General features: G+C 55.7%; 11 protein-coding genes, 1 other RNA gene, 3 pseudogenes and 1 riboswitch. Of the genes and pseudogenes, 8 read left to right on the forward strand and 7 right to left on the reverse strand.

Annotated elements, in window-relative coordinates; genetic code table 11:
• Positions 1-89 precede the first annotated feature (89 nt).
• Positions 90-598, forward strand: a pseudogene (locus ACZ1HE_RS02265) (protein-tyrosine phosphatase family protein).
• 5 nt (positions 599-603) lie between these two features.
• Here ACZ1HE_RS02265 and ACZ1HE_RS02270 read toward each other — a convergent pair.
• The 6 genes from ACZ1HE_RS02270 to ACZ1HE_RS02295 form a co-directional block, all read right to left on the reverse strand.
• Positions 604-1,002, reverse strand: a complete 399-nt coding sequence (locus ACZ1HE_RS02270) for a hypothetical protein (RefSeq protein WP_472619388.1) — start codon at positions 1,000-1,002, stop codon at positions 604-606.
• Between the two features lie 89 nt (positions 1,003-1,091).
• A riboswitch (cobalamin riboswitch) is annotated at positions 1,092-1,302 on the reverse strand.
• A 78-nt stretch (positions 1,303-1,380) separates the two neighbouring features.
• Complete coding sequence (gene rsgA / locus ACZ1HE_RS02275; protein ID WP_472619389.1) at positions 1,381-2,337, reverse strand: ribosome small subunit-dependent GTPase A; 957 nt, start codon at positions 2,335-2,337, stop codon at positions 1,381-1,383.
• A 259-nt stretch (positions 2,338-2,596) separates the two neighbouring features.
• Positions 2,597-2,695, reverse strand: an RNA gene (ffs, locus tag ACZ1HE_RS02280) — signal recognition particle sRNA small type.
• Positions 2,696-2,737: 42 nt separating this feature from the next.
• Positions 2,738-3,616 (reverse strand): 5'-nucleotidase C-terminal domain-containing protein, encoded by an 879-nt coding sequence (locus tag ACZ1HE_RS02285; RefSeq protein WP_472624321.1) that lies wholly within the window; start codon positions 3,614-3,616, stop codon positions 2,738-2,740.
• Positions 3,517-4,353, reverse strand: coding sequence for a metallophosphoesterase (locus ACZ1HE_RS02290; protein ID WP_472619390.1), 837 nt, complete (start codon positions 4,351-4,353; stop codon positions 3,517-3,519). The genes ACZ1HE_RS02285 and ACZ1HE_RS02290 overlap by 100 nt, the downstream gene beginning before the upstream one ends.
• Complete coding sequence (locus tag ACZ1HE_RS02295; protein ID WP_472619391.1) at positions 4,353-4,553, reverse strand: hypothetical protein; 201 nt, start codon at positions 4,551-4,553, stop codon at positions 4,353-4,355. Before ACZ1HE_RS02295 ends, ACZ1HE_RS02290 begins: the two co-directional genes overlap by 1 nt.
• 307 nt (positions 4,554-4,860) lie before the next feature.
• On the opposite strand from ACZ1HE_RS02295, the gene nudC reads away from it, so the two are divergent.
• Both nudC and ACZ1HE_RS02305 read left to right on the forward strand, forming a co-directional pair.
• Positions 4,861-5,844 carry an NAD(+) diphosphatase gene (gene nudC / locus ACZ1HE_RS02300; RefSeq protein WP_472619392.1) on the forward strand — a complete coding sequence of 328 codons (984 nt, stop codon included), beginning with the start codon at positions 4,861-4,863 and terminating at the stop codon, positions 5,842-5,844.
• Between the two features lie 37 nt (positions 5,845-5,881).
• On the forward strand, positions 5,882-6,349 hold the full coding sequence (locus ACZ1HE_RS02305) for an SRPBCC family protein (RefSeq protein WP_472619393.1): 468 nt from the start codon (positions 5,882-5,884) through the stop codon (positions 6,347-6,349).
• 78 nt (positions 6,350-6,427) lie between these two features.
• On the opposite strand, the gene ACZ1HE_RS02310 is transcribed toward ACZ1HE_RS02305, so the two are convergent.
• Positions 6,428-7,261 (reverse strand): prephenate dehydratase, encoded by an 834-nt coding sequence (locus ACZ1HE_RS02310; protein WP_472619394.1) that lies wholly within the window; start codon positions 7,259-7,261, stop codon positions 6,428-6,430.
• A gap of 120 nt (positions 7,262-7,381) precedes the next feature.
• Here ACZ1HE_RS02310 and ACZ1HE_RS02315 point away from each other — a divergent pair, with 120 nt between their 5' ends.
• The 5 genes and pseudogenes from ACZ1HE_RS02315 (at position 7,382) to ACZ1HE_RS02335 (ending at position 13,829) form a co-directional block, all read left to right on the forward strand.
• Positions 7,382-7,888 carry a c-type cytochrome gene (locus ACZ1HE_RS02315; protein ID WP_472619395.1) on the forward strand — a complete coding sequence of 169 codons (507 nt, stop codon included), beginning with the start codon at positions 7,382-7,384 and terminating at the stop codon, positions 7,886-7,888.
• Between the two features lie 258 nt (positions 7,889-8,146).
• A pseudogene (locus ACZ1HE_RS02320) lies at positions 8,147-10,050 on the forward strand (extracellular solute-binding protein).
• Positions 10,051-10,059: 9 nt separating this feature from the next.
• Positions 10,060-11,146 (forward strand): annotated as a pseudogene (locus ACZ1HE_RS02325) (microcin C ABC transporter permease YejB).
• The gene (locus ACZ1HE_RS02330) at positions 11,146-12,255 is read left to right on the forward strand and encodes an ABC transporter permease (protein WP_472624323.1); all 1,110 of its coding nucleotides are present in this window, start codon (positions 11,146-11,148) and stop codon (positions 12,253-12,255) included. Before ACZ1HE_RS02325 ends, ACZ1HE_RS02330 begins: the two are co-directional and overlap by 1 nt.
• On the forward strand, positions 12,252-13,829 hold the full coding sequence (locus ACZ1HE_RS02335; protein WP_472619396.1) for an ABC transporter ATP-binding protein: 1,578 nt from the start codon (positions 12,252-12,254) through the stop codon (positions 13,827-13,829). The genes ACZ1HE_RS02330 and ACZ1HE_RS02335 overlap by 4 nt, the downstream gene beginning before the upstream one ends.
• Positions 13,830-14,037: the final 208 nt, after the last annotated feature.

A 14,037-nucleotide genomic window follows, 5' to 3' on the forward strand; every position in this document is an offset into this window, starting at 1 on the left:
CGTTTGGAATTGACCAACCTCATTGTACAACTTTTGGAATTGCATTCGTCGTTCGATGATTTGAGGCAGAGTATTTGGGGGAGCGGTCCATGTCGAAAATGGTCATCTATGCCTTGCAGGTTGGGGGCGGCACGTTGGCGTTGTCGCCCTTGCCGGGCCGGTATGGAGACTACGAAACGGACCTCGACCTGATCGCGTCCTGGGCGCCGGGGCTCGTGTTGTCCATGACCACCGATGTAGAGATGCTGCAACACGGGGCACAGATGTTTGGGGCAGATATTCAGAGTCGCGCCTGCCGCTGGACCCATTTGCCAATCGAGGACTTCGCAACGCCTTCGCCGGATATTCTTTCGAAATGGCCTGAAGCCAGTGCTTCGGCACGACAAGCATTGTCCGGAGGAGGGCGCGTACTGGTTCATTGCAAGGGGGGTGCGGACGTTCCGGCATGATCGCCCTAAGGCTGATGATAGAATGCGGAGAGAAACCACGCGACGCGTTGGGACGCCTTCGTACGGTTAGACCCTGTGCAATCGAGACGGATGAACAGTTGCAATGGGCTTCGACTGGAAGGTCGGTGCGCATTCTTGACAAGAATTGACTGTGTCATACGCAGGCGTACACGGTATCTTGCGTCGGCGGACTGATCGGAAGAACCTCAACCAACGCGCAAGGAGACTGCGACAGCGCCAGCGTTACAGGGCCGGATGAGGGTTTCAAAAGAGCGTCTGCAAATCGATTGAGGTCGCTGGTTTCGATCTCGGATGTGACATCGCAGAAAATTCTGATGCGATCATGCGTGGCGACAAATCTGGCGTGGCAATCGTGTGGGCAGTGCTTTAGCACACTGTCACCTTCGATTTCGAAATCATCCGTTGTGATTGGCTTTGATGCCGCAACCGCCTGAGCCAATTTTTCCGCCATTCGATTGACCGCAGGGCAATTCTTGCTGGTGTGCTGACAGACGGTTGCCGTGAACAGATGTGTGTTTGTTTTCCAGATCATAAAGCGCCCTCCGCGCTGAACGGAGGGGCCGTTGACCGAAAGGATGGTATCCAGGACCATCGCGTCAGCCCGGACACCCCGCCCGAGTTCGAGTTACAGTTTCGATGGCAGGTTTCCTGACTCGCGTGTCGTCGCTTGGCCGACCTTCCCAACCTGACGGTCAGTGGTGTTTCGGCGTCGCTCTCCGCTTACAGTTGCGGGGGCAGTCGCGGATTTGACTCCAATTGGGGTCTCACCGTGTTCCCTTTTCATCCCAGACCGTAGAATCGTGGCCTGAGAACCATCTTGTTCTGGCTAGCGGTTTGTTGTGGTGCAGGTCAATTGACTTTCCAACAAAACGACGGCTTGGGCACCCTTGCAAGGGGGTGCCCAAGTATTTCAAAAGCCCTTTCGACCCTTCTTTTCTTTCATGACGGAACGGACCATCTTTCCGAACGCTTTGTCGCGCGCCCGAGCTTCGGCCACGGTTTCCGAGTTCATTCGGTCCTCTCGTTGCAGCTTTTGCCATCGTTTCAGGCGATTTGGGTCCAAATCGTTTTGTTCAACGGCGGACTGAATAGCGCAGCCAGGTTCAGAAGTATGAGTGCAGTTCGAAAAACGACACTCCTGGGAAAGTTCAACTAGGTCTGAGAAGACTTCGTCAATGCCCTCTTTGTTGTCGAGCATACGCAGCGCACGCATACCTGGTGTGTCGATAAGCCATCCGCCATTCGTCATGCGACGCAGTGCGCGTACAGTCGTGGTATGGCGGCCCTTTGCATCATCTTCTCGAATTTCCGCAGTGGCGCTTTGCGCCGTCGTCAGACCGTTTGTAAGGGTTGTCTTACCTACCCCAGATGACCCGACCAATGCTCCGGTTTGTCCGTGTGCGCACCACGTCAGCAGTTGTTGCAAGTCGTTAGTGTCATGTGCGTTCACTGCCAGAACCGTTAAGTATGGTTCCAAAGCTTCAGCCCGACGCACATAGTCCTGGGGGTCATGGCTGGCGTCTGCCTTTGTCAGAACCAAGACTGGGTAACACCCAGCCTGATGAGCCAAAGCCAGATAACGCTCGAGCCTTGCGATGCTGAAATCAGCGTTGCAGGAGCTTGTGATGAACAAAACGTCGACATTGGCCGCAATCAATTGCGAATGTGCGTCATTGCCTGCTGCACGACGCGAAAGCAGTGTTTTGCGGTTCAATATCCGGTCGATAAAACCATCTGAACTCGCCGCGACCCAATCGCCGACAGCGAAACCGCCCGTGGACTGCCCGGGTCGCGGAAACAAGGTGCGCTCGCCATTGGGCGACAGGCCCGTCAAGCGGTCGCGATGCACCGCCGAGATGCGGAACATGTGAAGGGGTGAAGATGCGGAAACTTGTGCCGCAAAGTGATTGGACCATCCAAGGTCCTTATATTCATTAGACATTTGTCTACCTGTTGCAGAATGCAAACAAACAACAGTGGCGGCCAAGCGCGCAACTGTTTCGTTGTTTCAGGCAGAAAACCAAAAATAGGTGGTGTTCAGACGCTCTCTGCCCGAAGGGGTGCAACTACAATCATGAAATCCCTCCTTGGGCTATGTGGTCGCGGCAACGACCCGGCGTTGGTTCAAGTGAGAGGTTGGACATCGACCCAAGCGGGGCTCGTTGTGGCTGCTTCCTTCCGGACCTGACCAGGTTGGCGAGGCGCTCGCCCGCGCCAACCTCTCGTCGCCGATATAGGCTCGTCAGGTTGAAATGACAAGTCGACTGTTAGAGTGAGATCGATAGTTTTAGAAAACCATCGGCGTTCAGACCAAGGTCTCTGACCCGTTCCGGTGGCAACTCAGGTAAATGGTTGCGTGCCGCTGGACCGGTAAGATCGACAACCTGCGTTCCACCGATGGGGGTAAAGCGCCAAACAGAACCTTCAGTGTTCAGCGCTTCAGGGGGTAAAGAGCCGACGATATAGTCGCGAACCAATTGTTGAATGCGGTGTGACGGAACGGCGATGGATTCAACGTCATTCAGGGCCGCAAAGTTTCCTCCGCCATTTGCTCGATAATTGGTTAAAGCCACGGCAAACTTTTGATCATTTCCTACGGGGATGCCTTGGTATTCAAGCTGTTTGATTCGTTGGTGAGATGCATCGATCAATCTGCCATCCGGTGCAAAGCGCGGTGGAGACGTGATGTCGATTTCGTAGGTTAAACCGTGGATAACATCAAAATTGTGCCCTGGGTGCTCACTGTTCCTAAGCAAGCTGCCCGTTGTGTCAGGCGCGATTTGGTTGAAAACACAAGCTGACATTTCCAGCCAATTCCGAAGCTGCCGCCCATCGGCAATAACTGCACTCAGTTCGTTCGGAAAAACATGCAAATCAGCAACGTGCCGCATCGAAACGGCGCCTGCTGGCACATCTGTGAACCGCCGCGGGCCTGCTCTGCCGCCAAATTTGGACGGTGCAGCTGCCGAAAGCAGGGGAAGTTCGCGAGCTGCAGTAGATGATTGGTAGGCGCGAAGAGCTGCGGCCTGAGCTGCTGCTACAAATGCTAAACCTCGATCCGGGGCAAAAAAGGAAAAAAGCTGTGCATCGGTGTTTCGATCTTTCCCACCGGCTCGCTCATCTCTTGTCGCGTCCGAACGTGATATGGATGAAACAAGCGCAACAGTTGCCTGTGTTCCGGAAGCAATGGAGTTGGCTCGCCATTTTTGCCGGAACGGGAAACAGCGCGCAGTTTGCTTTGGGCGTGATCAACAGACCAACCACCCTTGCCATCGGACATGACGTCGATGTCTATCTGTCCAAGGTGCGAGGCGGCCGAACCTGGCATGACGGCTGGCTTGTCGTGAACAAGCCCTGCACGGGCATCCACGCCCGGTAACCCCTCATGAACCACCCCGGGAAAGTGCAAATGCGTATGCCCGGCGATCAAAACATCGACATCTGCCTTTTCTGCTAACGAGATAGCTGCGTTTTCTGCGTTTCTCGTCGGGAAACCACCTGACAATCCCGTATGGGCCAAAGCCACGATTAAGTCACAGCCGTCTTGTCGCAGGTGCCTTGCTGTTCGCGCCGCAGTGTCGACTATGTCTTCAATCCAAACCTGGTCTCTTAAGTGGTTAATGTCCCACTCCAGCGTCTGTGGAGGTAGAACCGAAAGCACCCCGATCTTTATGGGCCAGATGCCTGTCTCTGTTACGAGCTCTCTTTCCAGTATGCCACTGGAGTTCCAATTCAATTGGGTGCTACCCAAGGCGTGAACGTTGGAGCAAACCACTGGGCAATGGACATCGGACAAAACCGTATTGAGGGTTTCTAGGCCAAAATTAAAATCGTGGTTGCCCAATCCGATAGCGTCATAGTTAAGCGTGTCAAACGCTGCCATCAACGGATGCCTGGTATCATTTGCTTTGATTGCGGAATCGCTGCAGCGGGTGTCCCCTGAATTCCATCGCCGTTGTCAAAAAGAAGCACCAGTGAACCTGCTGCCTCTGTGCGCGCCGTCTGAATCAATTCTGCTACACGCGTCAGCCCGACTGTGGGATCTGGCCGATCCGAGTAGTAGTCGAAACTTGTCAGGTTCATGTGCAAATCGCTTGTCGCAAGAATTCGGATTTTGCCTATCGCGCCATGCGGGCAAAAACCGGAGCTCTCCGTTTCTAAAAGCGGGTCATTTCGACTCGTTTGCATAGGTCGCTTTTTGGATTTTTACTTTATAGTTTATGCTATTAGCAGAGCACAGAAAGTCGGTAGTGTTACAAGACCTCAAGACCTTTCAATTTGTGTCAGAATTGATCCTACTTCGCGTCATCACTCTGCCGAGTTCGCCGATTGGGTTGTGGCGGATGCGCAACCGTATAAGAAGAACAGACGAGGCGTTGGGAGATGCAGGATGAAGCGGGCAGAGCAAGTGACATTCGGTGGGTCAAGTCTGAATCGAGCGGCAAACATCCGTACGGATGATGCTGCCTTGACCCAGGCTCGTGACCATCGGGACGCCGGATGCCTTCTTTTGTGGCGCGGTAAAGTTCTGGTGCATGGTGAGCGCCTGGATCGATTGTCGTGGGTTGGTATGCGTCATCCCATCTTGAAGGCGGGCTATCAGACGGCGGCCGAAGAAATGATCTTTCTTGGGTTCGAGGATGACGGCGCCCCATGTTTTGCGATGGACATCTCTGGATGGGAACCCGTCGGGCAGGATGTCAGTACGGTGGGAGGCTTTGTCGACAGATCCGAACAACAACATCCTGATTGCCCACCCGGTCATGTGTTTGTCGAACTTCGGCGGATCATGACGCGGCTTTCACCGCGTGACGCAGAATTGGCTGCCACTGCAAAGGCAGTGGTTGGGTGGCATGAAACACATCAATTCTGTGCGAGGTGCGGTGCCCCCAGCGAAATCGTGCAAGCCGGTTGGCAAAGATCATGCCCAGCCTGTGGCGGGCAGCATTTTCCCAGAACGGATCCCGTCGTCATCATGTTGATTACTTACGGAGATTCGGTCCTGATGGGTCGGTCGCCGGGGTGGCCAGAAGGTATGTACTCGCTTTTGGCGGGTTTTGTTGAACCCGGCGAAACGCTTGAAGCGGCTGTTCGGCGCGAAGTGATGGAAGAAGCAGGCGTGAGGGTGGGGCAGGTCGAATACCTGTCCAGCCAGCCATGGCCCTTTCCGGCCTCGTTGATGTTTGGTTGCTCTGGTGAAGCGCTGTCGGAAGAGATCACTATAGACCCGGTAGAAATTGAACACGCAATGTGGGTTACACGACAAGACATGATGTCGGCCTTTGCGGGAGAGCACCCTTCGATCTTGCCAGCTCGGAAGGGTGCGATCGCGCATTTCCTTTTGCAGAACTGGCTTGCGGATACGCTGGATTAAGACGTACCTTCGCGCACGGCAGGCAAGATGAGGCGACATGCAGTTCTCGGGTAAAGAAGATATCGAGGCACCAATCGAAAACGTTTTTGATGCGGTGTCCGAGTTCGAAAGTTTTGAACGTTCCGCCATCCGTCGTGGAGTCGAAGTTCAGCGTGTGAGCCAATCGCCTGTTGGTGAGGCGGGAATGGAGTGGGACATCGCGTTCAACCTACGCGGCAAACCACGCACGATGAACATTGTCATGTCCGAGTTTTCTCGCCCATCTTTTATGCGGTTTGATTCGCGCAGCAAGGGCGTCAACGGTCTTTTGGTTGTGGAACTGCTTGCATTGTCACCGCGACGCACGCGGCTCAGCGTGGACATCAAGCTGTCCGCAAACACATTGGCCGCACGACTGTTCCTGCAATCCTTGAAGCTCGCCCGGAGTAACCTGAACAAAAAGTTTAAGTTGAGAATGGCAGACTTGGCCAAAGGAATTGAACAGCGGCATACGCGGCTGACCTGACGGCGGCGACATTTGACTTTTCTCAGAGACCCGCCGCGCGTCAGACGCCACTGATGTATCGAAGTTGAAAAAAATGGATCAGTGACGCTTTCGGGCTGCCGGGTAAACACCAAGAATTTCAACGTTTGTCGTGAAATAGCTCAACTCGTCCATCGCCAGGCGGACGCTGGGATCGTCAGGGTGTCCCTCGATGTCGGCGTAGAACTGCGTCGCGGTAAAGCGGCCTCCGACCATGTAGCTTTCCAGCTTGATCATGTTTACGCCATTGGTGGCAAACCCACCCATTGCCTTGTACAGCGCGGCGGGGATGTTGCGCACTTGAAACACGAAGCTGGTGATCATTCCCTGATCACCGCGGTGCGATTCGTCAGCCTTGGGTGACATGACAAGAAACCGAGTCGTGTTGTCACCCTGATCTTCAATATGGCGGGCCAGAACATCCAATCCGTAAATCTCGTCAGCAAGTTCACTGGCCAGAGCAGCAGAACTGACATCGCCCGCCTCGGAGACTTCCCGCGCGGCGCGGGCGTTGTCGGGACTGACGCGACCGCGAATGTTGTTTTCACGCAAGAAATTTTCGCACTGCGGCAACAGCACCAGATGCGAGTGGGCGTCGGTCACGTCGGACAGTTTAGCCCCCGGAACCGCCAATAAATTAATGTGAACACGCACAAATGCTTCATCAATAATGTGCAGCCCACTGTGCGGTAGCAGCCGGTGAATATCAGCGACACGTCCATACGTGGTGTTCTCGACCGGCAGCATGGCGAGATCCGCCTCGCCCGAGCGAACGGCCTCGATCACGTCTTCGAACGTGCGACATGGCAGCGCCTCCATATCGGGGCGGGCGTCGCGGCAGGCCTCGTGGCTGTAGGCGCCGGGCTCTCCCTGAAAGGCAATGCGGTTGGTCATTTGTCGGTTTCCGTGCAACAAGTTGTTGAATTGGGCGTTTAGTCGCGGTGTCTATACCTTGCCTCTTGCAAGGGGAAGCCTTAGACACCCGCCCAGACAGCTGAAATGGACTCGCGATCAATGTTCGACACGATGACAGTTACCAAGGCCGCAGCCGGCCTGCTTGGCGCCTTCCTGGTGCTTCTCCTTGGCAAATGGGCCGCTATGATGATCTATAACGTAGGGGGGCATGGTGAAGCTTCGTACGTGATCGAGACTGAGCAGGGGGCCGAAGAAATCAGCACTGGCGAAGAAGTCAGCTTTGATGAGCTAATGCTGGCAGCCGACGTTGGTAAAGGTGCCAAAGTATTCAAAAAATGCGCAGCTTGTCACAAGCTAGAAGCAGGCGTGAACAGCACTGGCCCAAGCCTCTATGGTGTTGTTGGCCGTGCCGTGGCATCGGAAGCCGGCTTCGGTTACTCGGGCGCAATGCAAGCAAAAGGCGGCGATTGGTCCCCCGAAGCGCTGGATGCCTTCCTGCTGAAGCCGAGTGCCGACGTTTCTGGCACTTCGATGAGTTTTGCTGGGCTTAAAAAGCAAGGTGATCGGGTCAACCTGATCGCATATCTGGACAGCTTGGACAATTAAGCGCCACGCAACTTGAGAAATTTGAAGCCGCTGCCCAATCGGGCAGCGGTTTTTTCTTGTAGCGATGCGAAATCCGCAATTTCCTGCCACATGAACATGTCTTCACAATGCGTTCACGCATTCTAAACTTGAATCTCGCCCCGCTGGACCTTTAGCTGGCAACAACAAAAATTGGTCTATGTTTCATCCAAAGCAATCAGACCCATACGGAGGTAGAGCCTAATGACATCGCCCCGCGTTGCGACCCGGACCCGTTCAATGGATATTCGGCCAAAGGTGTTGGGAGCGATCGGATTGTCGATTGGCTTGCTGCTCGCCGCGACCGGCTTTGCATGGGCCGAGGATGAAAAAATCATCGAAAGTCACGGCTATTCGTTCTTTGGTGATCTGACATATCCGGCGGATTTTGAACATTTCGACTATGTTAACCCCGACGCGCCCAAGGGCGGCGAGATCGCGGTATCTGCCCCGGGCACCTTTGATTCTGATGAACCCCTACAGCCGCAAGGGCCGGGCGGGGCGCTATTCCTGGATGGTCTACGAAAGCCTGTTGGGTGAAATGCCTGCCACCGGTGCGAGTCCGCTTAGCCGATCAGATCGGTGAGAGTTACGGGTTGCTTGCCGAACGTCTGGAATATGATGAAGGCAAAACCTGGGTCATCTTCTACATGCGTCCCGAGGCACGGTTTGCCGATGGATCCCCTGTGACCGCGCATGACGTGGTGTTCAGCCACAACCTGTTTCTTGAACAGGGCCTGCCGTCCTATGCGCAAGCGGTTAAGAAACGCATCCTGTCGGCTGAGGCACTGGATGACCACACCGTGAAATTCACTTTTGCCACGGGCATCTCTCGCCGATCCTTGATTGATCAGGCTAGCGGCGTGCCTGTATTTCCTAAAGCTTGGTATGAAGAAACCGGCGCGCGACTGGATGAACCACGTTTGGATGCGGCGCCGGGATCTGGGCCGTATCAGCTGGACAGTTATGATGTGAACCGTCGCATCGTTTACAAGCGCAACCCGGACTATTGGGGCAAGGACCTGCCGATCAACAAGGGGCGCTTTAACTTCGACACCATCCGGGTCGAGTATTTTGCCGATGACACAGCCGGGTTCGAGGCATTCAAGGCGGGTGAATACACTTTCCGCGCCGAGGGGAATTCGAAACGCTGGGCAACTGAGTATGATTTCCCTGCAGTCTCCAAAGGGTGGGTCAAACGCGAAGAACTGCCGGACTTTACACCACCGACGCCAACAGGGTTCGTGTTCAACCTTGGCCGTCCTGCGTTACAGGACAAGCGCGTGCGCGAGGCGTTGTCTTTGGCGTTCAACTTTGAATGGACCAACGAGTCGCTGCAGTACGGGTTGTTCAAGCAACGTCATTCCTTTGTCGAGAATGCCCCACACATGGCCCAGGGCGCGCCTGAAGGGGCCGAACTGGAGCTGCTTAAATCGCTTGGCGATCTGGTGCCTGCCGACATGCTGACCGAACCATCTGTTCGTGCTCATGAGTCCCGCGCCAAACGGCTCAACGACCGCCGCAACTTGCGCACGGCAATGAATCTTCTGGACGAGGCTGGATGGGCTGTCGGCGATGACGGCATGCGCCGCAATGTGGCAGGTGAAAAGCTGGTGCTTGAGATCCCCTATCCATCGTCGTCGTCGCCCACTCTGACTGCGGTGATTGATGGTTTTGCCAAGAATCTTGTGGCCATGGGTGTCGATGCACGTCCCGACAAGATCGATTCAGCCCAATACACATTGCGCAACCGTGACCGGGATTATGATATTGTCTTCGACAACTACCGTGCCTTCCTGTCAGCAGGCACCGGGTTGATGCAGATGTATGGCTCGGGCGAAGCCGAATTCAGCCTTTTCAATCCCGCTGGCCTGGCCAGCCCTCTGGTGGACGCGATCATCGAACGCTCACTTGTGACAGCTAGCAAAGAGGAAGAGGCCGCCGCCTTGCAGGCCCTGGATCGCGCGCTGCGCTATGAACGCATCATGGTGCCGGTCTGGTACAATGACAAAAGTTGGGTCGCCTATTGGGACCAATATGACCACCCCGAGAACCTGCCGGAATATGCGGTCGGTGTGCTGGACTTCTGGTGGTATGACGCCGAAAAAGGCGCCAAGCTGAAATCTGACGGCGCGTTGAGGTAAGCCAGACCCATGGGAGCCTATATCCTAAGACGCCTGTTGCTGGTGATCCCGACCCTGTTGGGCATAATGATCGTCAACTTCACGCTGGTGCAATTTGTCCCTGGAGGCCCGGTCGAACAGATCATCGCTGAACTGCAGGGCGGAGGCGATGTGTTCGAAGGCTTTGCCGGTGGCGGCGATGATGTGCAGACACAATCCGGCGCGCCGAACGAAGAATACGTTGGTGCGCGTGGCCTGCCACCCGAGTTCATTGCCGAGCTGGAGAAAGAATTCGGCTTCGACAAACCGCCGCTCGAGCGCTTTCTGGCCATGTTGGGCAACTACATGACGCTGGACTTTGGCGAGAGCTATTTCCGCTCGATCAGCGTCATCGACCTGGTGTTGGAAAAGATGCCGGTGTCGATTTCGCTTGGCCTGTGGTCCACTCTGATCGCTTACTTGGTGTCCATCCCACTTGGTATTCGCAAGGCCGTGCGCGATGGGTCAACCTTTGACACCTGGACCAGTGGCGCAATCATCGTGGCCTATGCGATCCCGGGTTTCCTGTTTGCAATCTTGCTGCTGGTGCTCTTTGTCGAGCGGTTCATACTGGCAAATTTTCCCGCTACGGGGGCTGACCAGCGATAATTTCGACGACCTGAGTCTGCTTGGCAAGATCGGCGACTATTTCTGGCACATCGCGTTGCCTGTCATCGCCTCGACCATATCGGCCTTTGCGACGCTGACGCTGCTGACCAAGAACTCGTTTCTGGATGAGATCAAGAAACACTATGTCATGACCGCCCGCGCTAAGGGTCTGAGTGAAAGTAAGGTGCTCTATGGTCATGTCTTCCGCAACGCTATGCTGATCGTGATCGCGGGTTTCCCGGCAGTGTTCATCGGTGTCTTTTTCTCGGGTTCGATCATCATTGAAACGATCTTTTCGCTCGACGGTCTTGGGCGGCTTGGGTTCGAGGCCGCAGTAGCACGCGACTATCCGGTGATCTTTGGCACGCTGTTCATCTTTGGCCTGATGAGCCTGGTGGTCGGCATCTTGTCGGACCTGATGTATGTCCTGGTCGATCCGCGCATCGACTTTGAAAGCCGCGAGGGGTAATTCATGGCACTTTCCCCCTCAACCAACGCCGCTGGCGCAATTTCCGCAAGAACGGTCGGGCCTATTGGTCGCTGATTATTTTCTCGATAATCTTCACGTTGTCACTGTTCGCCGAGTTCATCGCCAACGACAAACCGATCCTGGTGAACTATCGGGGTGAATACTTCACGCCGATCTTCAACTTCTACCCTGAGACCGCCTTTGGTGGCGATTTTCAGACCGAAGCGATCTACAGCGACCCCGAGGTCAAATGCCTGATCGCAAGTGGCGGGATAGAGGATTGTTTTGACGAACCAGAAGAGATGCTTGAGCAGATCAATGCGGGCACATTCCAGGCCGATGGGTTCGATCAGGGTTGGGCCATCTGGCCGCCGATCCCCTATTCGTTCAACACCACCGTCGACCGTCCCGGTGCGGCACCACTGCCGCCCAATGGCCAGAATCTGCTGGGCACTGACAGTGCCAAGCGAGATGTGCTGGCGAGAGTGATTTATGGTTTCCGCCTGTCGATCCTGTTCACGCTGCTGGTCACCGGAGTTGCCAGCATTTTGGGCGTCGTCGCGGGTGCAGTGCAGGGCTATTTCGGTGGTTGGACCGATCTGATCTTCCAACGTTTCATTGAAATCTGGTCAGCGACACCGTCGCTCTATGTCATCATCATTATGTTCGCCATTCTGGGTCGTAGTTTCTGGCTGTTGGTTGCCTTGATGATCCTGTTCGGCTGGACCGGGCTTGTCGGCGTGGTGCGGGCTGAATTTTTGCGTGCGCGGAACCTGGAATATGTGCGCGCGGCCAAAGCGCTTGGGGTGGGCAACATCACCATCATGCGCCGTCACATGCTGCCCAATGCCATGGTTGCAACACTGACATTCATGCCGTTCATCGTGACCGGCACCATCGGCGGTTTGGCCTCGCTCGACTTTCTGGGTTTTGGCTTGCCATCGTCGGCCCCATCGCTCGGAGAATTGACCTTGCAGGCTAAGCAGAACTTGAACGCGCCCTGGCTGGCTTTTACCGCGTTTTTCACCTTTGCCATCATGCTCTCGCTTCTGGTCTTCATTTTTGAGGGCGTCCGCGACGCATTCGACCCAAGAAAGACCTTCTCATGAGCTTGCTGGAAGTGAACGATTTGCGCGTGTCCTTCCGTCAGGACGGTCAGCTGTCACAGGCGGTCAAGGGCGTGTCCTTTACCGTTGATCGGGGAGAGACCGTGGCTTTGGTGGGCGAATCCGGTTCCGGCAAATCGGTGACCGCCCTATCGACCGTCTCACTTCTGGGTAGCAGTGCCGAGGTTGAGGGGTCCGTGACCTATGATGGGCATGAGATGATCGGAGCGGATGAGCAGCGTCTGCAAAAGGTGCGTGGCAACGACATCAGCTTTATCTTCCAAGAGCCGATGACCTCGCTCAACCCGCTGCATACGATTGAAAAGCAGATGGCGGAATCGCTGGCGCTGCATCAGGGCGTGGTCGGTCAGGCCGCGAAACAGCGCATCATCGACTTGCTGAATAAGGTGGGTATCCGTGATCCGCAGGATCGGCTGGATAGCTATCCGCATCAACTCTCAGGTGGGCAGCGTCAACGCGTGATGATCGCGATGGCCCTGGCTAACAAACCGGACGTTCTGATCGCGGACGAGCCGACGACGGCACTGGATGTGACCATTCAGGCGCAGATCCTGGAACTGCTGGCCGATCTGCAAAAGGCCGAGAACATGGGGCTCTTGTTCATTACCCACGATCTGGGCATCGTGCGTCGGATCGCGGATCGGGTGTGTGTGATGAAAGACGGCGAGATCGTTGAAGGCGGTCCGACGTCCGAGATTTTCGATAACCCGCAGCACCCTTACACGCAAAAACTGCTGGCGGCTGAGCCTTCGGGCGTTCCCGAACCCATCGCGCCAGAGGCGGAGGTCATCGCCCATACTGACGGACTTCGCGTTTGGTTCCCAATCCAACGCGGTTTCTTGAAACGGACAGTTGGACATGTGAAAGCGGTCAATGACGCGACGATCAGTGTGCGCGCAGGTGAGACACTTGGCATCGTCGGCGAATCCGGCTCGGGTAAGACCACGTTGGCCTTGGCGATGATGCGATTAATCTCGTCCGAAGGCGGTATTACGTATCGCGATCAGGATGTTCGCAAATGGTCCACGCGCGAGCTGAGACGGCTGCGCAAGGACATGCAGATCGTGTTTCAGGATCCGTTCGGGTCGCTGAGCCCACGCATGACGTGCGCCCAGATCATCGCCGAGGGGCTGGCGGTCCACAATGTCGACCCTCACCGCGCGCCCCGCGAACTGGTGGCCGAAGTGATGGAGGAAACCGGGTTGGACCCTGCCTCGATGGACCGTTACCCGCATGAATTCTCAGGTGGCCAACGTCAACGGATTGCGATTGCACGCGCCATGGTGCTGCGGCCCAAGCTGTTGGTACTGGACGAACCAACCAGCGCTTTGGATATGACGGTGCAGGTGCAGATCGTCGAGTTGCTGCGGAACCTGCAGCAGAAATACGGGCTTGCCTATCTGTTCATTTCTCATGACCTGAAGGTGGTGCGGGCTATGTCGCATCAAGTCCTGGTCATGAAGCAAGGCGATGTGGTTGAAATGGGTCCATCCCAGGCGCTGTTTGAGGCGCCGCAGACGGAATACACCCGCGAATTGATCGCTGCAGCTGGGTAATCAAAAGGGGTTCTCCCGCGCCCGGGCAGACCTGACTACGTCAGCTCCGCCAGCGGCCTTGGGCATAGCGCCGGGCGATGCCCGGCGCGGTCCCGCCCGTAGTTCTCGTTGTCGAAGAGTATCAGTTTCTTCCGCCGTGCGTGTTTCGTGGAAATTGCCAGTATTGAAGGCCAGCCACCGAGCGAGGAGAGGCCCGGCCCAACGGGAG

The sequence above is a fragment of the Falsiruegeria sp. JB4-1 genome, from assembly GCF_055693495.1.